The following is a 24338-nucleotide window of genomic DNA, read 5'->3' as shown; positions in this document are numbered from 1 at the left end:
ACGGAACCATGACCGCAAGCCGTTAAGCATCAGCGAACGTCAGTGCTTCGCGCGAAGATTGTTTCCACACGCGGAAGGCGAGTTGGCCGGTCAGCGTGGTCCGTTGAAAGCGCAGGGGTTGGCCTCGCCGCGCATCCGGGTCGCCCAAAGCGGCTCTATGTAACGATCTCCGGCGCGAAAGGCGGGGGCGCAGCGTTCGGGCGGTCCCCTGCGGTCGCCGCCGAGCGCCAGCGAAACGGCTACGGACTGCTGCTTTCCGCCGCGGCCCCAGTAACCGGGCCGGCCCAGGCCGACGCTGTCGCCGTTCCAGCCGCCCCGGTCATAGCCGCCCTGATCGTAGCCATAACCGTAGCCGTCATGGGGATAGAAGGCGACGTTCTTGCCGTGATCGGTCCGGGAATAGGCCAGGCCCAGGGTCGAGGTCTCGCCGATCGGGATCAGGGTGGAGACATAGGCGCTGCGATAGCCGCCGGTGCCGACCGTGACGCCGGCCGAGCCATGAATCTTGCGCCTAGTCTCTTCGTCGGCTCGTCCCAGCCCGACCAGACCATCACGACTCTCAAGAGCCGGAGAGGTCGCCAGGAAATCGGCGATCTGCTCGTCGGTGGTCAGGATGCGGGGCGGGGGCGCCGTGACGGCGGGCGCGGCCTGAGCCTCGGCTGCGGCCTTGGCGTCGAGGCGGTGGGTGGCGGTCGAGACAGCCTGGTCCTCGCCCGCGGCGGTCTGGGCCAGGGCGGGTCCGGCCACGGCCAGACCGGCCAACAGAACGAGCAGTGATCGCGTCGAGGTCATCAGGTCTTCCGGGAAGCGGCGTCCGATAAGCTTTAGGCCGCTCCGTCAGCCGAATTAGGGCGCGTTTCTAGTGTCGCCGCAAGAGAGGCCGTTTCAGAGCGCCTTGAGGCCCGCTTCCAGGGCCGCCATGTCGGCGGGCCGGGGGGTCTCGAAACGCAGGGTCTCCCCCGTGATCGGGTGGACGAAACCCAGAACGGCGGCGTGCAGGGCCTGGCGTTTGAAGCCAATCTCATCGATCACTGCCTTCACCCCGGCCGCTGGCGGGCCGCCGCCATAGACCGGGTCGCCCAGGCAGGGCGCGACCTTGCTGGCCATGTGGACGCGGATCTGGTGGGTGCGGCCGGTTTCAAGCCGGCAGGCGACGCGGGCGGCCACTGGCTTGTCGGCCGGTCCGAAGGCTTCCTCGACACGGTAATGGGTGATGGCCTCGCGGCCGCCGTGCTTCAGGATCGCCATCTTCTTGCGGTCGTGGGGCGAGCGGCCCAGCTGGGTCTGGATCGTGCCGCTGGCGGGGTAGGGCGCGCCCCGGGTCAGGGCGATATAGAGGCGGTCGATGTCGTGGGTGGAGAACAGCGCCGACAGGCCCTGGTGGGCGGCATCGGTCTTGGCGGCGACCATCACGCCGGAGGTTTCCTTGTCCAGCCGATGAACGATACCGGGTCGCGCCACGCCGCCGACCCCCGACAGGCTGCCCCGGCAATGGTGCAGCAGGGCGTGGACCAGGGTGCCGGTATAGTTGCCCGGCGCCGGGTGGGCGGCCATGCCGGCCGGCTTGTCGACCACGATCAGGTGGGCGTCCTCATAGAGGACGTTGAGGGGAATGTCCTCGGGCGTGGGTTCGGCGGCGATCGGGGCGGGGATCAGCAACTGGTAGAGGCCTGCGCGGGCCTTGTGCGAGCCGTCGGTGACCGCAGCGCCGTCCAGGCTGAGCCGGCCCTCTGCGATCAGGGCCTGCAGGCGGGCTCGCGACAGGGTCTCGAATCGGCTCGCCAATATCTTGTCGAGGCGTTCCCCAACGTCATCGGCCGACAGCGTAACCTCAAGCCTGGCCTCGTTTTGTGGCGCCTGTGCCTCGGTCTCGATGTCGTCTGTATCATCGTCCAGCGGGTTCAACGGCGTTTCACGCCTCCGTCACAATCTCGTCGCGCGACCGACATCGCCGGTCCCTATCGGCCGGACCCAGTCCAGCTAGTCGTCGAAGGGGATAATCGATGCGCGCGATCCACACCACCTTGCTCATGTCTGCCGCCAGTGTTCTGGCCCTGAGCCTTGCTTCGGCCGCAGGGGCCGCCGACGTCGACGCCGCTCAGGTCGAGCAGATCATCGTCACCGCTCAGAAGCGTGAACAGAAGGCCCTAGACGTTCCAGTGTCCCTGACCGCCTATTCGGGCTCGATGCTCGATATGCTGGGCGTCCAGGAATTCGAGGAACTGTCGCTGTTCGTTCCGGGCTTCGAGGTCCAAAACCAATCGCCCAACAATCCCGGCTTCGTGATGCGCGGCATCACGTCGGACTCCGGTGAGGCCACCAACGAACCGCGTGTTTCGGTCTATCAGGATGGCGTGTCGATCTCCAAGTCGCGCGGCTCGTATGTCGAACTGTTCGACCTTGAGCGCGTCGAAGTGGCCAAGGGTCCGCAATCGACCCTCTATGGCCGCGGCGCGCTGATCGGCGCCGTCAATGTCATCCAGGCCAAGGCACGGCCCGAGTTGGCTGGTTCGGCCAAGCTGGAGCTGGGTAATTTCGGCTACCTGATGGCCGAGGGCATGCTCAATGCCCCGATCACTGACACCCTGTCGGTGCGCGTCGCCACCCGCCTAAAGCTTCGCGACGGCTATGTCGAAAACCTGCTGGGCGGCGATGACTTCAATTCCACCGAGACCATGGCCGTCCGCCTGGCCTTCAACTGGCGCCCCAATGAGCGCCTGAATGCCGACCTGCTGCTGAACCATCAGTCCGACAGCCCCTCGGGCACGTCGTTCAAGTCGCTGACCTATCTGCCGACCGACCCGAACACGGGTGCGATTCTGGGGGATCTGGGCCGCAATTCGGGAGCCGCCCTGTCCACCGTCGCCGGCTTCGAGAATGGCCAGAAACTGGGTCTGGAGCGCGACGTGTTCAGCGCCACTGCCTTGGTCGACTACAAGATTAACGACGCCTTCTCGCTGAACTCGACGACCGCCTTCCGGCGCTTCGCTGGCGAGGAAATTTTCGACGCCGACGGTTTCTCCCTGCCGCTGTTCACCTTCGCCGAAGACGCCACGGGCAGGTCGGCCAGCCAAGACCTGCGCCTGAACTATGACGCCGGCGGCACGATCACGGCGTTCGGTGGTCTCAGCTACTTCTGGGAAGACGGCAATCAGCGCGTGCCGCTGCTGTTTAATGAAAAGGTGTTCGCGGCCCGCGCGGGCGCCATCCCCGGCTTTGTGCGTCCCAACGTGGCCGGCATGAACCTGATCAACGTCATCCCCAACTTCGCGGCCCTGAAGAGCCAGCACCTCGAAACTTACACCAACTACGGCACGACCAAGTCGTACGACGCCTATGCCGACGTCACCTGGAAGCCGGTCGAGAAGCTCGAGCTGGCCGCTGGCCTGCGCTATACCTATGACGACAAGGAAAGCGGCTACGGCGTCGTCCTGGGCAATGGCGGCTCGGTGCTGGGCGGCAGCACGGCCACTGTGGCGCGCGGCCTCTTCCTGCAGCCCACCACGGGCGGAAAGCCCCAATACAAGAGCTTTACCGACAACGGCGTGACTTATCGAGTCGTCGGCCGCTATGCCTTGACCCCCAACGCCAACCTCTACGCCTCGGTCGCCACGGGCCGTCGTCCCAAGGTGGTTTCGGGTGGCAGCCCGGCGGCCCCCGGTGGCCCGGCGCGCTTCACCGAGATCCCGGCTGAAGAAGTCATCTCCTACGAGATCGGCTCGAAGTTGGCCCTGCTGGATCGGCGCCTGACCCTCGAAGGCGCGCTGTATCGCTACGACTACGAAAACTTCCAGACCTCGATCCGTAATACCGCGGGCCAGATCGTTTCGACCAATGCCGGCGAGGCATCGGCGACCGGTTTCGAAGGCCAGGCGACCTTCCAGATCACGGGCAACGCCACGGTGTTTGGCACCTACGCCCACAGCGAAGCGCGCTTTGGCAACGGCCTGTTCAAGGACAACAGCTTCCGTCTGTCGCCCGATGACAGCTTCTCGCTGGGCGCCAACCTGGCCTTTGACGCTTCGATTGGCCGCTTCACCATCACCCCGACCTACACCTGGCAGTCAGAAGTGTTCTTCGACAACAACAACGACCGTGCGGTGCTGCAGACCACGGGCGACGTGATCCAGGACGAAAAGCAGAAGGCCTATGGCCTGATGAACCTGCGAATCGGGTATCAGCCCAGCAAGGACAGCGCCCTGAAGTTCGAAGCCTTCGCGACCAACCTGCTTGAGCAGGATTATATCAAGGACGCCGGCAACACCGGGGACGGCTTCGGCATCCCAACCTTCATCGCTGGCGAGCCGCGCTTCTTCGGCGTCTCGATGTCGATCAAGCGCTAGAGCCCTTTCCGACCTGATGGCTTCATCAGGGTCGGGCGAAAACGGCTCTAAATCAGAAGTTTAGAGCATTTTTCGATCCGATAACCGTTTCACACTTATCGGAAAATGCTCTAGAAAACGATCTCCGCTCTTCCCCGCTTTGGCCAGGAAGGGCGGAGTTTTTTTGCGACCTACTTCGTCGCCTCTTCCTCATGGCCGGTTATCGAGCCGTCCTTGAACAGGTACTCGCGCAGTTGCTCGTCGGTCTCGGGATCGTCGCGCCGCAGCCATTCCAGCACCATGGCGGCGTGTTCCAGCTCCTCGCGGGCGTTGTGCAGCAGGATCTTCTTCAGCTCGACGTCGTCGCAATCGTCGGCGCGCTGGCGATACCAGTCCACTGCCTCGAACTCCTCGATCAGCGAGGTGATGGCGTAGTGCCGGTTCAGGGTTTTGCGGCTGAGTTTTTCGCGGGGGACGTGAAGGTCTTCGCTCGACATACTTTAGGGTCCTTGGCGTCATCTTCTTGTTGTGGTCTGGCGCTAACGCACGAAACGCCGAAGCGGCGCCGTGTTCAGGAGAGTCCAATGCAGATCGATCGCCGCAAAGCGCTGGCTTTCCTGGGACTGGGCGGCGCGGCCAGCGCCGGGAGCGCCGTCTCGGCCGCTCCGCTGAACATCTATCAGGGTGAGGTGGCCTTCGAGCACGGCGTTGCCAGCGGCGATCCCGAACCGACCTGCGCGATCTTCTGGACCCGCGTGACGCCGAAGGCGGCGACCGAGGGGGACGTCCTGGTCGAGCTCGAAGTGGCGGCCGATCCAGCGTTCAGGACCGTGATTGGCTCCAGCAAGGTACTTCGCGCCCGCGCCAGCCGCGACTGGACGGTCAAGCATGACCTCGACGGCAAGGGCCTGAAGCCGGGCACGGAGTACTGGTACCGCTTCGTCGCCAACGGCGTCACCTCACCGGTCGGCCGGACCAAAACCCTGCCGGTCGGATCGACCCGGGACGTGGTGCTGGCGGTGGCCTCGTGCACCCTCTACCCGAACGGCTACTTCAACGCCTATGACGCGATCGCCAGACTGCCGCGCGTCGACGCGGTGCTGCACCTGGGCGACTACATCTACGAATATGGAGCGGGTCCCAAGGACTACGGCATGGGCTCGCCCACGGCCACGACGCGCGTGCCCGATCCGCCGCACGAGATCGTCACCCTGGCCGACTATCGCCGCCGCCACGCCCAGTACAAGAGCGACCCTGCGGCCCAGGCGGCCCACGCCCGCGCGCCATGGATCGTGGTCTGGGACGATCACGAGACCGCCAATGACGGCTGGATCGGTGGGGCCGAAAACCATGACCCCGACAAGGGTGAGGGCGACTGGGCCACGCGCAAGGCCAACGCCTTGAAGGCCTATTACGAATGGATGCCGATCCGCGAAGCCGCGCCCGGCGCCCTGCCCGAGGCGACCTGGCGCGACTTCCAGTTCGGCGATGTCGCCACCCTGCTGATGACCGAGACCCGTCTGACGGCCCGTTCAGAACAGCTGACCTATGACCGCGACCTGCCGATGGTTGATGGCAAACCCGACCTCGCCGCCTTCACTGCCAAGTTGAAGGATCCTGCGCGCCGCCTGATGGGCGAGGGGCAGGAGGCTTGGCTTTCCCGCCAGATCTCGGCCTCCGTGAAGGCCGGCAAGGCCTGGCAGGTGCTGGGCAACCAGGTGGTGATGGGGCGGGTGTCGGCGCCCGATCTCAAGACGGTGATGGAGCCGGCGAAATACGCCGCCCTGATCGAGGGCCTGCCGGACTACGCAAAGCGCCGGGTCGAGCGCAGCATCGCCATGTCGGCCCACGACATCCCGTCCAATCTCGACGCCTGGGACGGGTACCCGGCCGACCGCGAGCGGCTCTACGACATCTTCAAGGCAGCCAAGGCCAAGCCGATCGTGCTGGCCGGCGACAGCCACATGTTCTGGGCCAACGAGCTGTGGGACGGCGTGGGCAAGACGCGCGTGGCGGCCGAGTTCGGGGCGACCTCGGTCACCTCGCCCGGCTATGGCGACCTGATGCCCGGCGCGCCTCTGGGCGAGGCCTTCGTGGCGCGCAACAAGGAGGTCAAGTACGCCCACCCCAGCGCCAAGGGCTTCATCCTGCTGACCCTGGAGCACGGGAAGGCGACCAGCGAGCTGATAGCCGTCTCGACCATCCTGGAGACGACCTATACGACCAGCGTGCTCAAGCGCTTTGTCGTGACGCCGGGCAAGGGCGGTGGCGTGGAGGCGCTGGCCGAGGGCTAACGCCGCTCCAGCGCCAGGCGCAGGCCAAAGGCGACGAAGACGCCGCCGGTCATCCGGTCCAGCCAGCGGATCACGGTCGCTTCACGTAGCAGGCCGGCCAGGGGTGCGGTGGCGGCGATCAGCAGGCCGGCCCAGATCAGGCCCATGACCACGTGCAGCCCGGCCAGCAATATGCCGAAGGTGGCCGGATTAGCGCCCGCCGGCACGAACTGCGGCAGGAACGAGATGTAGAACACCCCGACCTTGGGATTGAGCAGGTTGGTCAGCAGGCCCCGTCGCAACGAGGCCAATGCGCCGCCGCCGGTGAGGGCCACGGCGCCGGGCTCGAAGGCGTTGCGGGGCTTGGCGATCAGCATCACGCCCATCCAGACCAGATAGGCCGCGCCGGCCCATTTCAGGGCGGTATAGGCGACCTCCGAGGCAGTCAGCAGGGCTCCGGCCCCGCAGGCCGCCGCCACGCCCCAGACCAGGCAGCCGATCCCGATGCCCAGCGCCGCCGCGAAGGTCCGGCGGGGGCCCTCGGTCGCGGCAGTGCGCAGCACCAGGGCCGTGTCGAGACCCGGGGTAATAGTCAGCAGGAAGGCGGCGAAGCTGAAGGCCAGCAGGGCCTGGAGGGTGGTCATGGAAGGGTCTCCTCGCGCTCGACCAGCTTGCCGTTTTCCCAGACCCGGTAGAAGCACGAGCGGAACCCGACATGGCAGGCCCCGCCATCGCCTTGCGGCCGCACCTTGATCAGCACCGCGTCCTGGTCGCAGTCGACCCGCAGCTCGGCGACGATCTGCAGCTGGCCGCTGGTCTCGCCCTTCTTCCAGAGCTCATTGCGCGAGCGGCTGAAATAGTGGGCGATACCGGTTTCTGCGGTCAGCTTGAGGGCTTCGTCGTTCATCCAGGCCAGCATCAGGATCTCGCCGGTGTCGGCGTGCTGGGCCACGGCGACGACCAGGCCGTCGGCGTTGAAGCGCGGGGCCAATTGGTTGCCCCGTTCCAGGGCGTGCTTGTCGGGGGCGGCGGAAAACAGCGGCGTGCTCATGGCGGCGTATATGGCGCCGTCACGGGCGCCTGGGCTAGCCTGACCTTGGGAGAATCGATGAACCTCAAGGATCGCATCAAGGGCCAGGTCGCCGCGCTGGACGTTCGCGCGCGGCCCTGGGCGCAGCGTTCGCGCTGGCATGGCTATGCTTACGAGTTCCTGCTGTTCGGGCTCAAGCAGGCCTGGGCCTGCCTGTTCGGCGGCCTGATGCTGGCCCTGCTGGTCGGCACCTTCCTGTTCTGGCCCAGGGACGCGGGCTTGGCGCGCTACGATTTCCTGGTCGTCGCCTCGCTGGTCATCCAGGCTTCGCTGCTGGCCTTGAAACTTGAGCGCCGGGACGAGGCGCTGGTGATCTTCATCTTCCATCTGGTCGGCACGGTCATGGAGGTGTTCAAGACCGCCCACGGCTCGTGGATCTATCCCGAGCCCAGCTTCTTGCGCATCGGCGGCGTCCCGCTGTTCACCGGCTTCATGTACGCTTGTGTCGGCAGCTATATCGCGCGGATCTGGCGATTGTTCGACATCACCTTCATCCGCTATCCGCCGTTCTGGAGCACCTGGATCCTCGCAGGCCTGGCCTATCTGAACTTCTTCACCCACCACTATGGGCCGGACATCCGGCTCCCCCTGTTCGCCCTGTCGGCGGTCCTGTTCGGGCGCTCGTGGTTCGTGTTCACGCCAGACGAGAAGCCTCGCCGCATGCCGATGATCGTCGGTCTGCTGCTGGTGGCGCTGTTCATCTGGTTCGCCGAAAACCTGGGCACGGCGGCCAATGCCTGGATCTATCCCAGCCAGAAGGACGGCTGGTCGATGGTCGGGCTCGAGAAGATGGGGGCCTGGTACCTGCTGTTGCTGATCAGCTTCGTGCTGGTGTCGGTCGTTCACCGGCCGGTGGATGCGTGTGTGGTCAGGATCCGCGAGGGGATCAAGGGGGCGGCCTGAGAATAGAGCTCCCCCTCCTGAAGGGGGAGGCGACCGAAGGTCGGAGGGGGAAGGCCGCACCGAGTTAGCAGGACTTCCCCCTCCGTCGCCTGCGGCGTCACCTCCCCCGCTAGGGGGAGGACCTTCAAACTACTTCCGCACCACCAGATCCATGAACCGCTGCTGCAGCACCTTGTCGGTCCTGAACACGCCGCGGAACTGGGTGGTGATGGTCGAGACATCGTGGTGGCGAACGCCGCGAGTGCTCATGCACTGGTGCTCGGCGTCGATCAGCACGGCCACGCCGGCGGCCGAGAGGTGGTCCTCGATGGCGTCGGCGATCTGCATGGTCATGGTCTCCTGGGTCTGGAGACGCTTGGCGAAGATCTCGACCAGACGGGCCAGCTTGGAGAGGCCGACCACCTTGCCGGTCGGCATATAGGCGATCCAGGCCTTGCCCAGGAACGGGGCCATGTGGTGCTCGCAGTGGCTTTGCACGTCGATGCCGCGCAGCATGACCATGTCGTCATAGCCCTGCACGTCCTCGAAGGTGCGGCTCAGCTCGTGGGCCGGGTCGCCTTCATAGCCGGCGAACCATTCGCCATAGGCATCGACCACGCGCTTGGGCGTGTCGAGCAGGCCTTCCCGGTCGGGATTGTCGCCGGCCCAGGCCAGCAAGGTCCGGACAGCGGCCATCGCCTCGTCTCGGGTGGGGCGATCTTCGCGGCCCTGTTGGATGTCGTCGGCAGCGCAGGAGCAGCACTCGGCCGAAGCGGTTTGGAGCGTGACAGCGTCCATGTCGGAGGTGTCTTTCCACGGGCTGAGTTGCGCCGGAGCGCCTCTCGCTCCGGAATGACGCGTACCACCCGTTTCACAGCTACGGTCGGGCTCGCCAAAAGATGACGTGTCGTCCGCGCGTTCAATAGCTATATGGGACCCTCCCGAACCTCCGCAACACCCTCCCGCTACGTCAGGCAGACGCGTTTCTCATGACCTTGAAGCTCCACGACACCCTGACGCGCGAAAAGCGCGCCTTCGTCCCCGCCGATCCGAGCCGGGTGACGATGTATGTCTGCGGACCCACGGTCTATAACCACGCGCACATCGGCAACTTCCGGCCGGTGGTGGTCTTCGACGTGCTGTACCGGATGCTGCGCCACATCTATGGCGAAGACGCGGTGGTCTACGCCCGCAACGTCACCGACGTGGACGACAAGATCAACAAGAAGGCCTTCGACGAAGGCGTGCCGATCAAGACGATCACCGATCGCTATCTGGCCGCCTATCATGCCGACGCCGCCGGCCTGCTGACCTTGCCGCCGACTCTCGAGCCCAAGGCCACCGAGCACATGGCCGAGATCATCGCGATGATCGAAAAGCTGATCGACAACGGCAAGGCCTACGCCGCCGAAAGCCATGTGCTGTTCGACACACAGGCGTATCCCGACTACGGCCAGCTGTCGGGCCGCAACATGGACGACATGATCGCCGGAGCCCGGGTCGAGGTCGCGCCCTACAAGCGCCACCCCGCCGATTTCGTGCTGTGGAAGCCGTCCAAGGAAAACGAGCCCGAGTGGGACAGCCCCTGGGGCGCGGGCCGTCCGGGCTGGCACATCGAATGTTCGGCCATGATCGACAAGCAACTGGGCCAGACCATCGACATCCATGGCGGCGGCATCGATCTCGCCTTCCCCCACCATGAGAACGAGATGGCCCAGAGCCGCTGCGCCCACGGCCAGCCGGTCCTGGCCAATTACTGGCTGCACAACGGCTTCCTGGATATGTCCGGCGAGAAGATGTCCAAGAGCCTGGGCAACGTGATCCTGCCGCACGAGCTGCTGCAGACCACCCCCGGCGAGGTGATCCGCTGGGCGCTGCTCAGCGCCCATTACCGCCAGCCGCTGGACTGGACGCCGGAACTGCTGGAGCAGTCCCGCAAGGCGCTGGACCGTCTGTACGGCGCCCTGCGTCGCGCCAAGGACGTGCCGATGGACCAGGCGATGGAGGCCCCCGAAGAGGTGATCGCCGCTCTGGAGGACGATCTCAACACGCCCCTGGCGATCTCGTGCTTCTTCGAGGTCTCCAGCGCCATCGAGCGCGCCGTGACGGCTGGCGACACCGTCGCCATCGCCGCCAACAAGGCCCGCCTGATCGAGGCCGGAGCCCTGCTGGGCTTCCTGCAGGCCGACCCCGACAGCTGGTTCGAAGGTGACGCCTCCGACGATCTGAAGGCCCAGGTCGAGGACCTGCTGAAGCGCCGCGTCGAGGCCCGGACCGCCAAGGACTGGACCGCCGCCGACGCCATCCGTGCGGAGCTGGACGCTCTGGGCGTGGTGGTCATGGACGGTCCGGCCGGCGCGACCTGGCGGATGAAGGACTAGGCCCGCCATGCAGCGAGCCGTCGAACACCGCATTGGCATCCAGGCTCCGGCCGAACTGATCTGGGAGCTGATCTCGGACTTCTCGACCTGGGGGACGTGGAATCCGGTCCATCCCAAGGCCGAAGGCCAGCTTAAGATCGGCACGGCCCTGACCGTGCATCAGGCCCTGCCAGGCGAGCCCGTGCGCGTGATCCAACCTGTCGTCCAAGACTGGGTGCCCTTCGAGCAACTTCACTGGCGCTCCAGCCGCCTGGGCGGCTTCGTCACGGCGGTCCGCTATATCGAGATCGAAAACATGGGTCCCCACAACTCGACCTTCTCGAACGGCGAGCTCTTCATGGGCATGCTGGTGCGCTGGGTCGGCAAGGAGGACCGGCGCAAGCTGCGCGCGGCCTATGCGCAGATGGGCGAGGCCCTGCGCGATCATGCCGAGGCGCTCTGGTCGCAACGCCAGCAAAGCCCCACCTAAGCCTGATGATCGACGAGCTCTACAGCGCCAAGATCCTGACCCTGGTCGCCAACATTCCGCGCGCCGGGCGGCTGGCCGCGCCTGACGCTTCTTCCGAGAAGGTCGCCAAGCTGTGCGGCAGCAAGATTATGGTCGATGTCACGCTGACGGACGGCAAGGTCAGCGACTTCGCTCAGGACGTTTCGGCCTGCGCCCTCGGCCAGGCCTCTGCCGCCATCTTGGGCGCGAACATCATTGGCTCGGATCTTTCCGAGATCGAGTTGGCGCGCGATTCCCTACGCGCTATGCTGAAAACGAACGGTTTGCCTCCTGCGGGCCGGTTTTCGGAGCTCGCTGTGCTGGAGCCGGTCAAGGCCTATCCTGCCCGTCACGCCTCAACGCTACTGGCGTTCGAGGCCGCGGTGGAGGCTGTCTCCCGGGCCACAGCCCTGGCGGAAACGCGAACTAGCAGCGCCGGCGCCGCTTGATTGCGGCTTTTCGCGGGTGCGATAACCACTCCCGAAACAATTGCGCGCTGGCATGACCTTTTACGACCGCACCGTCGACCTTGGCCTTCGGGTCTACAAGTTGACGCTCTCGCCCCTCATCGGGCGTCAGTGCCGTTTCATGCCGAGTTGTTCGGAGTATGCGGCTCAGGCGCTCAAGGATCACGGACCCGCCAAGGGGTCCTGGCTGGCGTTGCGACGGATTTGCCGATGCAATCCGTTAGGAGGATCGGGGTACGACCCGCCTCCGCCGCGCGCCAAGCCACGCAAGTGGACATGTGAAGAATGATCGATCTGGTTTTCCCCGACGGTTCGTCCCGTCAGTATCCCGCGGGTTCGAGCGGGCGCGACGTTGCGGCCGCCATTTCTAAGTCGCTTGAGAAGAAAGCGCTGCTGATCAAGCTGGATGGCGTGCTGCTGGACCTTGATCGGCCCCTGACCCCCGACCTGCTGACGGGCGAGCGCAAGATCGAGATCGTCACGCGGGAGTCGCCGGACGCCCTGGAAATCATCCGCCACGACACGGCTCACGTGCTGGCCGAGGCGGTGCAGGAGCTATTCCCCGGCACCCAGGTGACGATCGGCCCCAATGTCGAGGACGGTTTCTATTACGACTTCGCCCGCGACGAGCCGTTCAGCCTGGACGATCTGCCGAAGATCGAAGAGCGGATGCGCCAGATCGTCGACCGCGACGAGAAGATCCGCCGCGAGGAAGTCGACCGCGACGCCGCCATCGCCGATTTCGAGGCCCTGGGCGAAAGCTACAAGGCCCAGATCATCCGCGACCTGCCGGCCAGCGACACGATCACGGTCTATCACCAGGGCGAGAAGTGGAAGGACCTGTGCCGCGGACCTCATCTTCCGTCGACCAAGGCGGTGGGCAAGGCCTTCAAGCTGACCAAGCTGGCCGGCGCCTATTGGCGCGGTGATCAGAACAACGCCCAGCTGCAGCGCATCTATGGCACCTCATGGGCCAGCGAAGCCGATCTCGCGGCCTATCTGCTGCGTATCGAGGAGGCCGAGCGGCGCGATCACCGCAAGCTGGGCCGCACGATGGACCTCTTCCACATCCAGGAAGAGGGCAAGGGCATGGTGTTCTGGCACCCCAAGGGCTGGACGCTCTACCGGGCGCTCGAGGACTATATGCGCCGCCGCCTGGACGCCGTCGGCTATGTCGAGGTCAAGACGCCGCAGATCCTCGACAAGAGCCTGTGGGAAAAGTCGGGCCACGCCGAAAAGTTCGGCCACGCCATGTTCATGTGCGAAAGCGCCGAGGGCGAGGTGCTGGCCGTCAAGCCGATGAACTGCCCCGGCCATATCCAGATCTTCAATGTCGGCCAGCGGTCCTATCGCGAACTGCCGCTGCGCATGGCCGAATTCGGCGCCTGCCACCGCTACGAGCCTTCGGGCGCCATGCACGGCATCATGCGGGTGCGGGCCTTCACCCAGGACGATGGCCACATCTTCTGTCGCGAAGAGCAGGTCACGGAAGAAAGCGCTAGGTTCATCGAGCTGTTGCGCAGCGTCTATAACGACTTGGGGATGGAACTGGCGGACGTGAAGTTCTCCACGCGCCCCGAAATGCGGGCGGGCTCGGACGAAGTCTGGGACAAGGCCGAACACGCTCTGGCCACGGCGGCCGAGGCCGCTGGCGAGCGCCTGACGGATCAGCCAGGTGAAGGCGCCTTCTATGGCCCCAAGTTGGAGTTCTCGCTGAAGGACGCCATCGGCCGCGTTTGGCAGTGCGGAACCCTGCAACTTGACTTTGTCTTGCCGGAACGACTGGACGCCGAGTACGTTTCGGAGGACGGTTCAAAAAAGCGTCCCGTTATGCTTCATAGGGCGATACTGGGGTCGTTCGAACGGTTTATCGGTATTCTGCTGGAGAACTACGCCGGCAACCTGCCGCTTTGGTTGGCGCCGACGCAGGTAGTCGTGGCGACGATCACCTCTGACGCCGACGACTATGCCCGTCAGGTCGTCGAGAGATTGACGTGTTTGGGGATGCGCGCGGAGGTGGATCTGCGTAATGAGAAGATCAACTACAAGATTCGCGAGCATAGCCTCGCAAAGGTTCCGGTGATCGCGGTGGTGGGGCGCAAGGAAGCAGAGACGGGGCAAGTTGCCCTACGTCGGCTGGGCGGAGAGGGGCAGAACATTCTGTCGCTCGACGAGGCCGTGCGCGTCCTGGTCGCCGAAGCCACCCCGCCGGACCTGGCCCGTGCGCGCGGCATCTCAAAGCCTGTGCAGGAGGCAGTGCTCGCCTGATGAACAGTATCCTCCCATCCTTCACGACCCTTGCCGCCGGCGCTCGCCCGGCCAGACCGAATATTTCGGTTGTGATGGTCGTGTATCGGACGGGTGGGGCGCTGCTTGAAAGCATCCGGCACGTGCTGGAGGAGCCTCTGGTCGACGAGTTCGTCATCGTCGACAACGGCTCGTCCCCGCGCGACGCCGAGATGCTGCGAGCCCTGGGTCTGACCGAGCCGCGCGTCGTGCTCCAGCAGGGTCACGGCAATGTGGGCTTTGCGCGCGGCGCCAATCTGGGCGCCACGACGGCGACGGGCGAATACATCATCTTCATCAACCCCGATGCCAACCTGCAGAATGGCTGCATCGCGGCGCTGGTCACGGCCTTCCGCGGGCAGCCGACCCCGACGGTGGTCGGCGCGCGGGTGATGAATACCGACGGCACCGAGCAGCGCGGCGGCCGGCGCGGCGAGGTGACGCCGATCACGACGCTGCTCAGCTTCGGTCATCTGACCCGTCGCTATGCCGGATTGTCGGGTTACGAGATTCATCGGGAAACCGAACCCTTGCCGCGCGCTCCGGTTCCCATGCCGACAATTTCGGGCGCGTGTTTTGCTTTGCGCCGGGCCGATTTCGACGCGCTGGACGGTTTTGACGAGGGCTATTTCCTGCACGTCGAGGACATCGACCTGTGCTGGCGCGCCCGTCAGGCCGGCGGCCAGGTGATCTTCCAGCCCAAGGCCCAAGTCGTGCACCTGGGGCATACCAGCCTGGAACACCCGGTAAAGGTCGAGTTTCACAAGGGCGTGGGCCTTAGCCGCTATTTCATCAAGCGCGCCGACACCGTGCAGCGCTACGCCCTGGCCGTGTTCCTGGCCCCGGCCATCATGCTGATGTCGGTCTGTCGCCCGTTGTTGTGGAAGATCACCGGCCGGCCTATCTAGTCGGCCGACGCCCTCGACGCCCCCTCCGTCACGATGCGTATTCGAATCGCGCCACCTCCCCCGTTTGGCTTCGCCGCCCTTCGGGTCACGGGGCAGGAGGGTTAAGCTGTTCTTCTCCTGCCCCGTAGCGAAGCGTGCGGGGGAGGTGGCGCGGCGCGGATACGCGATGTGACGGAGGGGGCGTCCTGCCTTTCCAGCAAAATCTACATGGGCGCGATCGTCTCGTACCTCAGACCATCCGGACCCTCGATAGAGGTCGGCGCCTTCAGCGCCCGGCCCGGCAGCATGGCGCGGTAGCGTTCGTAGATCGCCCGGGCGTCGCGGCCGGCCCTGGCCTGCAGGCAGAGGTCATATTCCCCCTCGCGACCCCAAGGCTTGCGCTCGACCCGGGCGATGTCGCGGTCGGCCTTCACCGCCGCGCCGACCCTGTCGGCCAGGGGGCGGTCGATGCCCATGCCATAGCTGCCGAACTTGACGGTGACGTCGCAGCGCGTGGCCGCCTCCACGGGCGGGGTGACGGCGCAGGCGCCAAGGATCAGCGCGGCTCCGGCGATCAGGCCAAGGGCAGAAAGGGGGCGGATCATGCGGGGAACCCTCCGGCGCGCGCCACCGAGGAGGTCGGCGCCTTGCCAAGGCGCTCGCTGATCGCGCGCCCGACCTGGATCAACGCGCCAAGATCGTATCCGGTCTCGAAGCCGGCCCGCTCCAGCATGTAGACCAGATCCTCGGTGCCGATATTGCCGGTGGCGTTCGGCGCAAAGGGACAGCCACCCAGTCCGCCGACCGAGGCGTCCAGCACGTCGATCCCCGCCTCCACGCTGGCGAAGGCGTTGGCCAAGCCCGTATTGCGGGTGTCGTGGAAGTGCATGCGCAGGCGGGCGTCCGGCGCGGCGGCGCGAACCGCCTCGATCCGCTTGCGGACGACCCACGGGTCGGCGACGCCGATGGTGTCGGCGATGACGATCTCGGGCACGCGCAGGGCGGCGGCCTCGCGGACGATGGCCACCACCTGATCCTCGGAAACCTCGCCGTCGAACGGACAGCCGAAGGCCACCGAAATCGTTGTCGAGATCGGCGGGCCGCCCTCGACCGCCTGACGCTCGACCATGGCGGCCAGGGCGTCGATCTGCTGGCTGGTGGTCGAGCCCTGGTTGCGGGTCGCAAAACCGTCGGAGGCGCAGACCACGACATTGGCCTCGTCGCACCGGGCCGCCACGCAGCGCTCCCAGCCACGCATGTTGAGCACCAGGCCGATGCGCGAATGCTTCAGGTCAGGCTCGCCTTGATCAGGAAGGAGCGCGGCCATGATCTCTTCCGCCCCCGCCATCTGGGGCACGCGGTTTGGATTGACGAAGGACACCACCTCCATCCGCCGGGCGCCGCAGGCGTCCAGTTGGCGGATCAGGTCCAGTTTTTCCTCGACCGACAGGGCCAGCTTCTCGTTCTGCAGGCCGTCGCGCGGCCCGACCTCGACGATCTCGATGAAGCGGCTCATGGGCGGTTCTCATTCATGGGCTGAGTATCGGACTCCATCTCGGTCTGGGGCTCGCCGCGATAGATGGTCAGGCGCTCGTCGTCGCCGTCGGAATAGTTCTGGCCCTCGATCGTCGCGACGGGACGCGGTGTCAGGCCGGCGGCGCTCAGGGCCTTGCGGAACACGCCATCCTCGCGCGCCTCGACCACGGCCGGGCGGCCCTGGACGATGGCGCGAGCAGCGTTCTCGCCATCGGTCAGTTCGGTGGCGGTACCCAGCAGGAAGACCAAGCTCGGCTCCGAATAGCCGGTCACGGCGACAGGCCCGGGCGCGCCGGAGCGCGGCGACAGCTTGGCGCGGTCCAGGGCGTTGGCGATGTCCTTGGACAGGAACAGCGGCTCAAGGTGCGGCAGCAATCCGCCGACCAGGCAGGCATGGGCCAGCACGCCCAGGCCGCCCGAGATCACCAGCGCGCGCGCCGACTGCCTGCGCAGCAGCAGGACCGAGCCCACCACCCCGGCGGCGAGCAAGAGCAGCACAGTCAGCACGGTCCAGACTAGGTCGGCGCCCTGGCCAAATTCCTTCATGCCGTACACAGCCACCGCCGCCAGCAGCAGGGAGACCAGCAGGGTCAGGCCCGAGCCGATCCGTCGGACCAGATCGCCCAGCGGCGCCCGCACGGCGGCGGCCAGCAGCATGGCCATGCCGCCCATGGCCGGCAGGGTGTAGTGGGCCAGCTTGGTCGGCAGGATCTCGAACATCAGCCAGGTCGGGACCAGCCAGCAGACGGCGAAGCGCACGCCCGGCTCCTTTCGGCCCGTCCAAGCCAGGACCAGGGCGGCCGGAAGCAGGAGAGTGGCCGGATAGACCAGCAGCGGCGTCAGCAGGGTGTGATAGCCGAACGGCCCCGAATGACCTTCCTGGCCGCCGATCAACTTGGGGGCCAGGTCGCCAGCGATGGCCGTACCCCAGAACGCGCCGTCGGTGGCTACGGTGATCATCATCGCCCAGGGCAGGACCACGGCCGCAAACAGCACCATCCCCCAGCCCCAGCCCAGGGTCTTTAGCCACGGCGCCTTGCGGTCCCAGGCCCAGAGGGCGAGGGCGGCGAAGATCACGGTCAGCAGGCCGACCGGTCCCTTGATCAGGGCGGCGACGGCCAGACCACCCCAGAAGGCGAGTTTGGTCCAATGGCTGGGCGCCCGTCCGGCCAGATGGTCGGCGTACATCTTCGCCAGAGCCGCCATGGCCAGGGTCGTCGATCCGCACAGCGCCGCGTCGGTCTTGGCGATGAAGGCTTCGCTGGACAGCAAAAAGGTCGAGCCCAGTATGGCCCCGGCCAGCAGGCCCGTGCGCGGGTCAAAAAGGGCCGCCGCCCCCCAGGCGCAGGCCGCCGCCGCCAGCATCGCGCCCAGCAGGGACGGGATGCGATAGGCCCAGATGCCGCGATCCTCCGGCGCCGAGACCAGCGACACCGTCGCCGCCTGCAGCCAGTGGATGCCGACCGGTTTCTTGAAGCGCGGCTGGTCCTGGAACTTGATGACGACCAGGTCGTCGGTTTCCAGCATCTGGGCGGTGGCCTGGGCGAAGCGCGACTCGTCGCGGTCCAGCGGCGGCATGGCCAGCAAACCCGGCAGCCCGGCCAGCAACGCCAGCAAGGCGGCGAACAGGGGTCCGCGCCAACCGCGGCTCCAGGCATCCAGGCGAGATTCAAGCGTCATAGGTCTTGGAATAGCACGATCCTTTCGTGTGGCGACTTTTGAGGTATTAGAGGGCAATGACCGCCAGCGCCGCCAAAGTTCCCGACTATTCGATCGTCGTTCCCGTCTTCGACGAGGGGGGCGCGGCGCCGGCCCTGGCGCGCGAGATCGCAGCCGCCTTCGCCGCCGAAAGCCACGAGATCATCTTCATCGACGACGCTAGCCGCGACGACACCCGCGCCCTGCTGGTGGCCCTGAAGGCCGAGATCCCGCAACTGCGCGTACTGAGCCACCGCAGGAATTCCGGCCAGAGCCGCGCGGTGCGCAGCGGCATTCTGGCGGCGCGCGGCCCGATCATCGTCACCCTGGACGGCGACGGCCAGAACGACCCGGCCGACGCCCCGCGCCTGGCCCGCGCCCTGGCCGCCGGTCCCGACACCCTGGCCTTGGTCGGCGGCGAGCGCGTCAAGCGGCAGGACAGTTCGGCCAAGCGCTTTGCCTCGAAATTCGGCAACGGCGTGCGCAAGCGCCTGCTGAAGGATACGGCCAACGACACCGGCTGCGGCCTGAAGGCCTTCCGCCGCGAGGCCTTCCTGCGGCTTCCCTATTTCGACCACATCCACCGCTACATCCCCGCCCTGATGCTGCGCGAGGGCTATGAGGTGGCGTTTCAGCCGGTGAACCATCGCCACCGCGAGAGCGGGGTGTCGAAATACACCAATTTTGGCCGGCTGAAGGCTTCGGTCAGCGACCTGCTGGGCGTGATGTGGCTGCAGACCCGCCTGCGCAATCCGCAAGGCGTCGACGAAGCTTAGAGCGTGACAGCCGAAAGTGGACGCCGGTTTCGGCGGCCGTCACGCCCCACTTTAGGAGGGTCGAGCCGCAGGCTCGGGCCCCTTGTGGGTTGAACAGCCTTCTCGCCATGCGAGAATGCAGTTAACCGTTACGGGCGCGACCCTGACGGCTGCGCATCTTGGGGGAGAGGCTGTCCATGTTCGCCGCGGTTCCGCTGCTGGCCTTGCCAGTGCTGGTCTATAATCTGATCGCTTTGACCCTGTCGGGGGCCTTCAAGTCGGCCGAAGCGCATGCGCGCATGACCGAGACCCTGTTCACCATCCACATGACCTCGCGCGTCGACTGGGCGGTCAGCCTGGGCGATCTTCTGCTGGCCGCATCCTTGGTGGTGCTGTTCGTCGAGCTTCTGAAATCCACCACCAGCCGCAAGATCGCGATCATCAATCACTCGCTGTCGCTGGTGCTATTCATCATCTGCCTGATCGAGTTCCTGCTCGCCCCGGCCTTTGCGACCTCGACCTTCTTCCTGATCACCGTGATGGTCCTGCTGGACGTGCTGGCCGGCTTCATCGTCACCATCGTCGCCGCGCGGCGCGACGTGGATTTCGGAGAGCACTGAAGGCGATTTACTGGGGCGTCGGCTTCCGCCGCTCGGCGAGCCGCCGCTTTTCAGCCGCGCGGACGCCGTGCCAATGGACCACATAGGGCTCGACGAACGTCCAGGCGACCATGACGATCAGGATCGCGACAAACAGGCCTGATAGAGTCAGAAGCACGGAATTCTCCCCGATGTGCGCGGGAGGAGTAGCGTTCAGCCATTAAGGGTTGCTCGACCGGCATGGTGAAGAACGCGTTAGGTCGAAAGGCGACTGGACCCTGGGTAGCCTGCGGGATTTCCAAACTGGATCAGGTCCGCAACAGGTGGCTATCCGCCTCGCCCCCTTCAACTAGAGCGTTTTTCGATCCGATAGCCGTTTCACACTTATCGGAGAATGCTCTAGTCGGCGCCAGTCTGCGCCAGTCTGCGCCAGTCTGCGCCAGTCTGCGCCATTGGCTGGCTTCATCACGCCTCCTGTTCGTAGCGGCGGAAGTCAGCCGCCCAGCGCCAGCAATCCAAACAGCGCGCCTTCGGTCTGGGACAGGCGCCAGCCGCGATGGATGAATACCGCGCCGTGGCGGAAGTCGTTGGCGGCGCGACAGCGCAGATCGGCGAGCGTTCCGGCGTTTCGGCCGCCCGGGAACAGCCGCATGGCCAGAGCCTTGGCGCTGGTCCCCGGGTTCTGTTCCAGCCAGGCCTTGCCGATCCGTTCAACGGCGGCGCGGTCGAGATCGCTGAAGGCGCCGGGTAGCTCATTGGCGCGGGTGAGGGTCGGCAGGGCGGCGCTGGCGCTCAGGGCCAGCAGGGTGGCCAGGAGGTCGCGGCGGGCGAGCATGGTCATCAGGCGGCTCCCATCTCTAGCTTGAGGTGATCGGCCAGCCGCAGGGTCAGGGCCAGCAGGGTCAGGGTCGGGTTGGCGATGCCGGAGGTCGGGAACACCGAGCTGCCGGCGACATAGAGATTGGCGGTGTCGTGAACGCGGGAATTGACGTCGACCACGCCCTGTTTGGGGTCGGCATGCATGCGGGTCGTGCCCATATGGTGGCGCGAGGCGTTGGAGATCGCGACGTAATCCTTGCGCTCGATCGGCCAGCAGAACCGGCCCTGGCCTGACGCGCCCAGGGCGTCGCCCATGGCCGCGGTGGTGCGTTCGAAACTGTCCCAGTCCGTTTTCGAGTAGACCCAGTCCAGCTTGATGCGCGGCACGCCAAGGGGGTCCAGATTGACCGTGTCGAGCGTGATGCGGCTGTCCGGGTCCGGAAAGTGCTCGGTCATGGCGAAACAGCCGAGAAGTTGGCCGTCGCCCTTGCCGCTGTCGACCCGGGTCGCCGTCTGGCGGATGACCCTGGTCTCGGCCTGGGTCGGCGTGCCCGAGCCGGGCTCGCCGCCATTGTAAAGGGTGAGGGTGAAGTTGCCGGTTTTCATCCGGGTCTGACCCGTCAGGCTGCTGCCGATCACGCAATGGGGCTGGGCGCGGCCAGGCGGGACATAGAGCGCCATCGACTCGGCGCGAGCGACATTGATCGCCGAGCCCTCGGTCTCGGCGTCGCCGTCCATCGCGTAGGTGACATGGCCCTGGAAGAACCGGCCGACCAGGTCGTGACGGTTGCCGACCCCTTCGGAGCGGACCTTGTTGGAGGCCAGCATCAAGCGGACATTCTCGATACCGCCGGTCGCCAGCACATAGGTCCTGGCCCTGGCGGTGTGGCGCTTGCCGCTCAGGCAGGCGACGTCGAGGCCCTCGACCTTGTCGCCTTTCGCATTCAGCCGCACCTGGGTGACATTGGCGTAGAGATAGACGGTGATGTTGGGCGCGCTGGCGAAGTCTGTGCGAAAGGCGTCGAACGCCGCCTTGTCGGCGCCGCCCGAAATCTTCGAGAAGTAACGGGGGGCGGGGAAGAAGCCGTCCTGCGGGTCCAGGTCCAGAGGCGTGCGGGTCGGATCCTTGAGGACCGGCGTGTCAGGGCCGAAATGCGGGATGCCCAGCAGGTCGCAGGCCCGGTCGTAAAACGGCTGAAGCTGCTCGCGGCTCATCGGCCAACCGCTGTAGGGCGCCCAGTCGCGCTGGGCGAAGTCGGCCGGATCGAGCGGCGCGCACTTGCCGCCCCAGACGTGGGCGGAGCCGCCGAGGGCCCGGACCCGCGACTGCACCGGATAGTCATTCAACGGACGGTCGGCATTGTCTGGCGCGCGGACTGTGGCCGAGCCGGCGTAGAGGGCCTGGTTTTCCATGTCGATCTCGCGACCGCCGCTCTCAAGGACGGCGATTCTCAGCGGGCCGCCGGCCAGTTCTCGGGCAAGGGCGATGCCGGCCATGCCACCGCCGACGATGATCAGATCGGCCTCGATCCGACTGGCGTCAGGCAAGGTTCGGGCGTCGATGAAAGCCATCGTGTTTCCTGTCTGAATGTGGGGGAGGGGTTAGGGCGCGCTGCTTAGGCGCGCGCGCCCTTGGCCCGGAGATAGTCGGCGACCGCGCGGTGTCCGCGCTTGACGGCCTCGCCCAGGGGCGAGCGGGTCTGGCCGGGATTGGACGGCACGGCGCGGTTCACGTCGGCGCCCTTCTCGACGAGATAGGTGACGGTCGCCAGGTCGCCGGACTGGGCGGCGTTGATCAGCGGGGTTTCGTCGCCGGGGACGAAGGACTCTACCGAGGCGCCGTGTTCGACCAGGGCCCTGACCATGTCGAGACGACCGGCCGAGGCGGCGGTGATCAGCGGGTTGCCGTCGCCGCGCACGGCCAGGTCGGCGTCGGCGCCCTTGGCCAGAAGCAGCCGCACCAGGTCGAGCCGGCCCGAGCGGGCGGCCTCGATCAGCGGCGTGCCGTCGCCGGGGGCCACGCGGTTCACATTGGCGCCCTTGTCGATGAGGTAGCCAACGGTCGCCACGTCCTGGGCGCGAATGGCGGTGATCAGCGGGGTGTCGTCGCCGGGCACGTGCATGTCGATCGAGGCGCCGCGCTCGACCAGGGCCTTGACGATGTCGAGGCGGCCGGTGTTGGCGGCCGCAATCAGCGGCGCGCCGTCGCCGCGCACCGCCAGGCTGGGATCCGCGCCGCTGGCGAGCAGCAGCTCGACCAGATCGGTTCGGCCAGAGCGGGCGGCTTCGATCAGCGGCGTGCCGTCTCCGGCGGCCTTGAAGTTGACGTCGGCGCCGGCGACGATCAGCTCCCGCGCCTTGGCGATGTCGCCGTCCAGCACCGCGCGATACAGCGGGCTGGCGATGTCGCGGGCCCGGTCGTGCTTCGTTACGCCGGGACGCTCCTGAACGGTGCGGGCGGGCTGGGCGGCCCAAGCGGCGAAGCCGACGCCGAGCGCCAGGACGGCGACCGAGGCGGCGCCGGTCACACGGCGAGCGCGACCCTGGCGGTGTTGCTTCAGCATGACGAACCTCTCCTTGAGCTGGCTATTGGCCGAGGCTGGCCAGTGGCAGCCGAGCGGCGGCGCGTGCGGCGCCAGTTGGGTCTTCAGCATCGCTTCGCCATAGGTGCGGCGGGCGACGGGGTAGCGGGTCAGGACGGCGGCGTCGCAGGCGATCTCCTGATCGACCCGCAGGCGGTTGGCGCCCAGGTGAACCAGCGGATTGAACCAGAACAGGCACTGGATCGCGGTGGTCAGGGCGTTGATCTGGGCGTCGCCCATCGACAGGTGATTGCGCTCGTGGGCCAGGATCAGGGCCTGCTCCTCGGGCGTGAAGCGCAGGGCGAAGTCGGCGGGCAACACGACCCGGGGCGCCAGGGCGCCGATCACGGCGGGACCGACCCCGGCATGCTCGGCGTGAAACAGATCCTTCTCGCCACGCAGGCGTCCCAGCGACTTCATGAACCGGCGCTGGCGTTCGGCCTGCACGCCGACGGCCAGCAGGGCGACCAAAGCCCAACCGATCGCCAAAGCGTTTCGCAGGCGATGCGAGTTTGCGGATGAAGATATGGCCATCGTCTCGACGCCGGGCATCGGTATCGGCGCGGGTCTCGGCGTGGGCGTGGGCGTGGGCGTGGGTTTCGGTGTCGGCGGGGTGCTCGCGACAGTCGACGGGGCGGGCGCGGCGATGCTGACGACCCTCGCCGGCAGCAGGACGGCCAGAACCGCCAGCGGCGCGATCAGCCAAAGGCCATAGGCGGCTCGGGCGCCGAACATCGACCGCACTGGCCGGCGCAGGACCAGCACCAGCAGGACAGCGGCGGCGATGGCCAGATTGGCGCGCAGCAGCAGGGCGAGGATGTCACTTGCCATCGTCGAGGCTCTCCAGCAGGCGGCGCAGGTCGGCGACGTCCTGGTCGCTCAGCTTTTCCCGTTGCGAGAAATGGGCCACCAGCGGGGCCAGGCGGCCATCGAACAGGCGGTCCAGCAGGCCTTGGCTTTCGGCGTGCACATAGTCGCCCTGGGCGACCAGCGGCCGATAGAGGAAGCGGCGGCCGTCGCGGTCGGCGGCGATGGCGTCCTTCTTCAGCAGGCGGTTGAGCAGGGTTTTCACCGTGGCGTCGGCCCAGTCCTGACCGGCAGGCAGGGCGGCGATGATCTCCTCGGCGCTGAGCGGGCTTTTGGCCCACAGCGCTTTCATCACCTGACTTTCGGCCGTGCTGATCCGCATGGAGCCTCTCCGTGTTGGCTCTATCGATTACATTCGTAATCGATCTGGTCAATCGGCGATTACAGACGTAAACGAAATGTAATCT

Annotated in this window: 24 protein-coding genes and 1 pseudogene; 11 read left to right on the top strand and 14 right to left on the bottom strand. The window is 66.4% G+C overall.

Annotated elements, in window-relative coordinates; all coding sequences use genetic code 11:
• Positions 1 to 90: 90 nt before the first annotated feature.
• The gene (locus ACP69S_RS14060) at positions 91 to 792 is read right to left on the bottom strand and encodes a hypothetical protein (protein WP_425998201.1); all 702 of its coding nucleotides are present in this window, start codon (positions 790 to 792) and stop codon (positions 91 to 93) included.
• 93 nt (positions 793 to 885) lie between these two features.
• Positions 886 to 1824 carry an RluA family pseudouridine synthase gene (locus ACP69S_RS14055; protein WP_425998250.1) on the bottom strand — a complete coding sequence of 313 codons (939 nt, stop codon included), beginning with the start codon at positions 1822 to 1824 and terminating at the stop codon, positions 886 to 888.
• Between the two features lie 179 nt (positions 1825 to 2003).
• Between ACP69S_RS14055 and ACP69S_RS14050 the strand changes: the two genes are divergently transcribed.
• A complete protein-coding gene (locus ACP69S_RS14050; protein ID WP_425998199.1) occupies positions 2004 to 4343 on the top strand; it encodes a TonB-dependent receptor in 2340 nt (779 codons plus the stop codon).
• A gap of 170 nt (positions 4344 to 4513) precedes the next feature.
• Here the strand turns inward: ACP69S_RS14050 and ACP69S_RS14045 are convergent, their stop codons facing one another.
• Positions 4514 to 4819 carry a ferritin family protein gene (locus ACP69S_RS14045; protein ID WP_425998197.1) on the bottom strand — a complete coding sequence of 102 codons (306 nt, stop codon included), beginning with the start codon at positions 4817 to 4819 and terminating at the stop codon, positions 4514 to 4516.
• 87 nt (positions 4820 to 4906) lie between these two features.
• Here ACP69S_RS14045 and ACP69S_RS14040 point away from each other — a divergent pair, with 87 nt between their 5' ends.
• On the top strand, positions 4907 to 6616 hold the full coding sequence (locus tag ACP69S_RS14040; protein WP_425998195.1) for an alkaline phosphatase D family protein: 1710 nt from the start codon (positions 4907 to 4909) through the stop codon (positions 6614 to 6616).
• Here ACP69S_RS14040 and ACP69S_RS14035 read toward each other — a convergent pair.
• Both ACP69S_RS14035 and hisI read right to left on the bottom strand, forming a co-directional pair.
• Positions 6613 to 7239 (bottom strand): LysE family translocator, encoded by a 627-nt coding sequence (locus tag ACP69S_RS14035; protein WP_425998193.1) that lies wholly within the window; start codon positions 7237 to 7239, stop codon positions 6613 to 6615. The genes ACP69S_RS14040 and ACP69S_RS14035 overlap by 4 nt on opposite strands.
• Positions 7232 to 7646 (bottom strand): annotated as a pseudogene (hisI, locus tag ACP69S_RS14030) (phosphoribosyl-AMP cyclohydrolase); the annotation flags it as partial. The pseudogene hisI and the gene ACP69S_RS14035, both read right to left, overlap by 8 nt.
• Positions 7647 to 7703: 57 nt before the next feature.
• On the opposite strand from hisI, the gene ACP69S_RS14025 reads away from it, so the two are divergent.
• Complete coding sequence (locus ACP69S_RS14025) at positions 7704 to 8588, top strand: DUF817 domain-containing protein (protein WP_425998248.1); 885 nt, start codon at positions 7704 to 7706, stop codon at positions 8586 to 8588.
• A gap of 129 nt (positions 8589 to 8717) precedes the next feature.
• Here the strand turns inward: ACP69S_RS14025 and folE are convergent, their stop codons facing one another.
• Positions 8718 to 9365 (bottom strand): GTP cyclohydrolase I FolE, encoded by a 648-nt coding sequence (folE, locus tag ACP69S_RS14020; RefSeq protein ID WP_425998191.1) that lies wholly within the window; start codon positions 9363 to 9365, stop codon positions 8718 to 8720.
• Between the two features lie 191 nt (positions 9366 to 9556).
• Here folE and cysS point away from each other — a divergent pair, with 191 nt between their 5' ends.
• From cysS to ACP69S_RS13990, 6 genes are read left to right on the top strand one after another with little or no spacing between them, the layout of a single operon-like run.
• Positions 9557 to 10948: a cysteine--tRNA ligase gene (gene cysS / locus ACP69S_RS14015; protein WP_425998189.1), complete on the top strand. Its 1392-nt coding sequence runs from the start codon at positions 9557 to 9559 to the stop codon at positions 10946 to 10948.
• Positions 10949 to 10955: 7 nt separating this feature from the next.
• A complete protein-coding gene (locus ACP69S_RS14010; protein ID WP_425998187.1) occupies positions 10956 to 11417 on the top strand; it encodes an SRPBCC family protein in 462 nt (153 codons plus the stop codon).
• Between the two features lie 5 nt (positions 11418 to 11422).
• Positions 11423 to 11884 carry an iron-sulfur cluster assembly scaffold protein gene (locus ACP69S_RS14005; protein ID WP_425998185.1) on the top strand — a complete coding sequence of 154 codons (462 nt, stop codon included), beginning with the start codon at positions 11423 to 11425 and terminating at the stop codon, positions 11882 to 11884.
• A gap of 52 nt (positions 11885 to 11936) precedes the next feature.
• On the top strand, positions 11937 to 12191 hold the full coding sequence (yidD, locus tag ACP69S_RS14000) for a membrane protein insertion efficiency factor YidD (protein ID WP_425998183.1): 255 nt from the start codon (positions 11937 to 11939) through the stop codon (positions 12189 to 12191).
• Positions 12188 to 14170, top strand: a complete 1983-nt coding sequence (gene thrS / locus ACP69S_RS13995) for a threonine--tRNA ligase (protein WP_425998181.1) — start codon at positions 12188 to 12190, stop codon at positions 14168 to 14170. Before yidD ends, thrS begins: the two co-directional genes overlap by 4 nt.
• Complete coding sequence (locus tag ACP69S_RS13990) at positions 14170 to 15096, top strand: glycosyltransferase family 2 protein (protein ID WP_425998179.1); 927 nt, start codon at positions 14170 to 14172, stop codon at positions 15094 to 15096. Before thrS ends, ACP69S_RS13990 begins: the two co-directional genes overlap by 1 nt.
• A 203-nt stretch (positions 15097 to 15299) precedes the next feature.
• On the opposite strand, the gene ACP69S_RS13985 is transcribed toward ACP69S_RS13990, so the two are convergent.
• The 3 genes from ACP69S_RS13985 to ACP69S_RS13975 are packed head-to-tail and all read right to left on the bottom strand — an operon-like array spanning position 15300 to position 18291.
• Positions 15300 to 15680 carry a hypothetical protein gene (locus tag ACP69S_RS13985; RefSeq protein WP_425998177.1) on the bottom strand — a complete coding sequence of 127 codons (381 nt, stop codon included), beginning with the start codon at positions 15678 to 15680 and terminating at the stop codon, positions 15300 to 15302.
• Positions 15677 to 16591, bottom strand: a complete 915-nt coding sequence (locus tag ACP69S_RS13980; protein WP_425998176.1) for a hydroxymethylglutaryl-CoA lyase — start codon at positions 16589 to 16591, stop codon at positions 15677 to 15679. Before ACP69S_RS13980 ends, ACP69S_RS13985 begins: the two co-directional genes overlap by 4 nt.
• The gene (locus ACP69S_RS13975; protein WP_425998174.1) at positions 16588 to 18291 is read right to left on the bottom strand and encodes an ArnT family glycosyltransferase; all 1704 of its coding nucleotides are present in this window, start codon (positions 18289 to 18291) and stop codon (positions 16588 to 16590) included. The genes ACP69S_RS13980 and ACP69S_RS13975 overlap by 4 nt, the downstream gene beginning before the upstream one ends.
• A 56-nt stretch (positions 18292 to 18347) precedes the next feature.
• On the opposite strand from ACP69S_RS13975, the gene ACP69S_RS13970 reads away from it, so the two are divergent.
• Entirely contained in the window at positions 18348 to 19085 is a 738-nt protein-coding gene (locus tag ACP69S_RS13970) for a glycosyltransferase (RefSeq protein WP_425998172.1), read from the top strand.
• 176 nt (positions 19086 to 19261) lie between these two features.
• A complete protein-coding gene (locus ACP69S_RS13965) occupies positions 19262 to 19684 on the top strand; it encodes a hypothetical protein (RefSeq protein ID WP_425998170.1) in 423 nt (140 codons plus the stop codon).
• A gap of 7 nt (positions 19685 to 19691) precedes the next feature.
• On the opposite strand, the gene ACP69S_RS13960 is transcribed toward ACP69S_RS13965, so the two are convergent.
• The 5 genes from ACP69S_RS13960 to ACP69S_RS13940 form a co-directional block, all read right to left on the bottom strand.
• Positions 19692 to 19841 carry a hypothetical protein gene (locus ACP69S_RS13960; protein ID WP_425998168.1) on the bottom strand — a complete coding sequence of 50 codons (150 nt, stop codon included), beginning with the start codon at positions 19839 to 19841 and terminating at the stop codon, positions 19692 to 19694.
• Positions 19842 to 20156: 315 nt separating this feature from the next.
• Complete coding sequence (locus tag ACP69S_RS13955; RefSeq protein WP_425998166.1) at positions 20157 to 20504, bottom strand: hypothetical protein; 348 nt, start codon at positions 20502 to 20504, stop codon at positions 20157 to 20159.
• Entirely contained in the window at positions 20504 to 22054 is a 1551-nt protein-coding gene (locus ACP69S_RS13950; protein WP_425998164.1) for an FAD-dependent oxidoreductase, read from the bottom strand. Before ACP69S_RS13950 ends, ACP69S_RS13955 begins: the two co-directional genes overlap by 1 nt.
• A 44-nt stretch (positions 22055 to 22098) precedes the next feature.
• Positions 22099 to 23895 carry a M56 family metallopeptidase gene (locus tag ACP69S_RS13945; protein WP_425998163.1) on the bottom strand — a complete coding sequence of 599 codons (1797 nt, stop codon included), beginning with the start codon at positions 23893 to 23895 and terminating at the stop codon, positions 22099 to 22101.
• Positions 23885 to 24253: a BlaI/MecI/CopY family transcriptional regulator gene (locus tag ACP69S_RS13940; protein WP_425998161.1), complete on the bottom strand. Its 369-nt coding sequence runs from the start codon at positions 24251 to 24253 to the stop codon at positions 23885 to 23887. The genes ACP69S_RS13945 and ACP69S_RS13940 overlap by 11 nt, the downstream gene beginning before the upstream one ends.
• Positions 24254 to 24338: the final 85 nt, after the last annotated feature.

This window comes from Caulobacter sp. DWR1-3-2b1, from assembly GCF_049895765.1.
Classification (GTDB): Bacteria; Pseudomonadota; Alphaproteobacteria; order Caulobacterales; family Caulobacteraceae; genus Caulobacter.
Note: the sequence above shows the minus strand (reverse complement) of the source record. Positions and strands in the feature narration are given on the sequence as shown.

Coding starts and splice junctions, on each gene's coding strand:
- yidD (WP_425998183.1), top strand. CDS start 11,937: ATGACCTTTTACGACCGCACCGTCGACCTTGGCCTTCGGGTCTACAAG.
- ACP69S_RS13965 (WP_425998170.1), top strand. CDS start 19,262: ATGTTCGCCGCGGTTCCGCTGCTGGCCTTGCCAGTGCTGGTCTATAAT.
- ACP69S_RS14035 (WP_425998193.1), bottom strand. CDS start 7,239: ATGACCACCCTCCAGGCCCTGCTGGCCTTCAGCTTCGCCGCCTTCCTG.
- ACP69S_RS13975 (WP_425998174.1), bottom strand. CDS start 18,291: ATGACGCTTGAATCTCGCCTGGATGCCTGGAGCCGCGGTTGGCGCGGA.
- cysS (WP_425998189.1), top strand. CDS start 9,557: ATGACCTTGAAGCTCCACGACACCCTGACGCGCGAAAAGCGCGCCTTC.
- ACP69S_RS14010 (WP_425998187.1), top strand. CDS start 10,956: ATGCAGCGAGCCGTCGAACACCGCATTGGCATCCAGGCTCCGGCCGAA.
- ACP69S_RS14050 (WP_425998199.1), top strand. CDS start 2,004: ATGCGCGCGATCCACACCACCTTGCTCATGTCTGCCGCCAGTGTTCTG.
- ACP69S_RS13950 (WP_425998164.1), bottom strand. CDS start 22,054: ATGGCTTTCATCGACGCCCGAACCTTGCCTGACGCCAGTCGGATCGAG.
- ACP69S_RS13980 (WP_425998176.1), bottom strand. CDS start 16,591: ATGAGCCGCTTCATCGAGATCGTCGAGGTCGGGCCGCGCGACGGCCTG.
- ACP69S_RS14040 (WP_425998195.1), top strand. CDS start 4,907: ATGCAGATCGATCGCCGCAAAGCGCTGGCTTTCCTGGGACTGGGCGGC.
- ACP69S_RS14060 (WP_425998201.1), bottom strand. CDS start 792: ATGACCTCGACGCGATCACTGCTCGTTCTGTTGGCCGGTCTGGCCGTG.
- ACP69S_RS13970 (WP_425998172.1), top strand. CDS start 18,348: ATGACCGCCAGCGCCGCCAAAGTTCCCGACTATTCGATCGTCGTTCCC.
- ACP69S_RS14005 (WP_425998185.1), top strand. CDS start 11,423: ATGATCGACGAGCTCTACAGCGCCAAGATCCTGACCCTGGTCGCCAAC.
- folE (WP_425998191.1), bottom strand. CDS start 9,365: ATGGACGCTGTCACGCTCCAAACCGCTTCGGCCGAGTGCTGCTCCTGC.
- ACP69S_RS13955 (WP_425998166.1), bottom strand. CDS start 20,504: ATGACCATGCTCGCCCGCCGCGACCTCCTGGCCACCCTGCTGGCCCTG.
- thrS (WP_425998181.1), top strand. CDS start 12,188: ATGATCGATCTGGTTTTCCCCGACGGTTCGTCCCGTCAGTATCCCGCG.
- ACP69S_RS13990 (WP_425998179.1), top strand. CDS start 14,170: ATGAACAGTATCCTCCCATCCTTCACGACCCTTGCCGCCGGCGCTCGC.
- ACP69S_RS14025 (WP_425998248.1), top strand. CDS start 7,704: ATGAACCTCAAGGATCGCATCAAGGGCCAGGTCGCCGCGCTGGACGTT.
- ACP69S_RS13985 (WP_425998177.1), bottom strand. CDS start 15,680: ATGATCCGCCCCCTTTCTGCCCTTGGCCTGATCGCCGGAGCCGCGCTG.
- ACP69S_RS13940 (WP_425998161.1), bottom strand. CDS start 24,253: ATGCGGATCAGCACGGCCGAAAGTCAGGTGATGAAAGCGCTGTGGGCC.
- ACP69S_RS13945 (WP_425998163.1), bottom strand. CDS start 23,895: ATGGCAAGTGACATCCTCGCCCTGCTGCTGCGCGCCAATCTGGCCATC.
- ACP69S_RS14045 (WP_425998197.1), bottom strand. CDS start 4,819: ATGTCGAGCGAAGACCTTCACGTCCCCCGCGAAAAACTCAGCCGCAAA.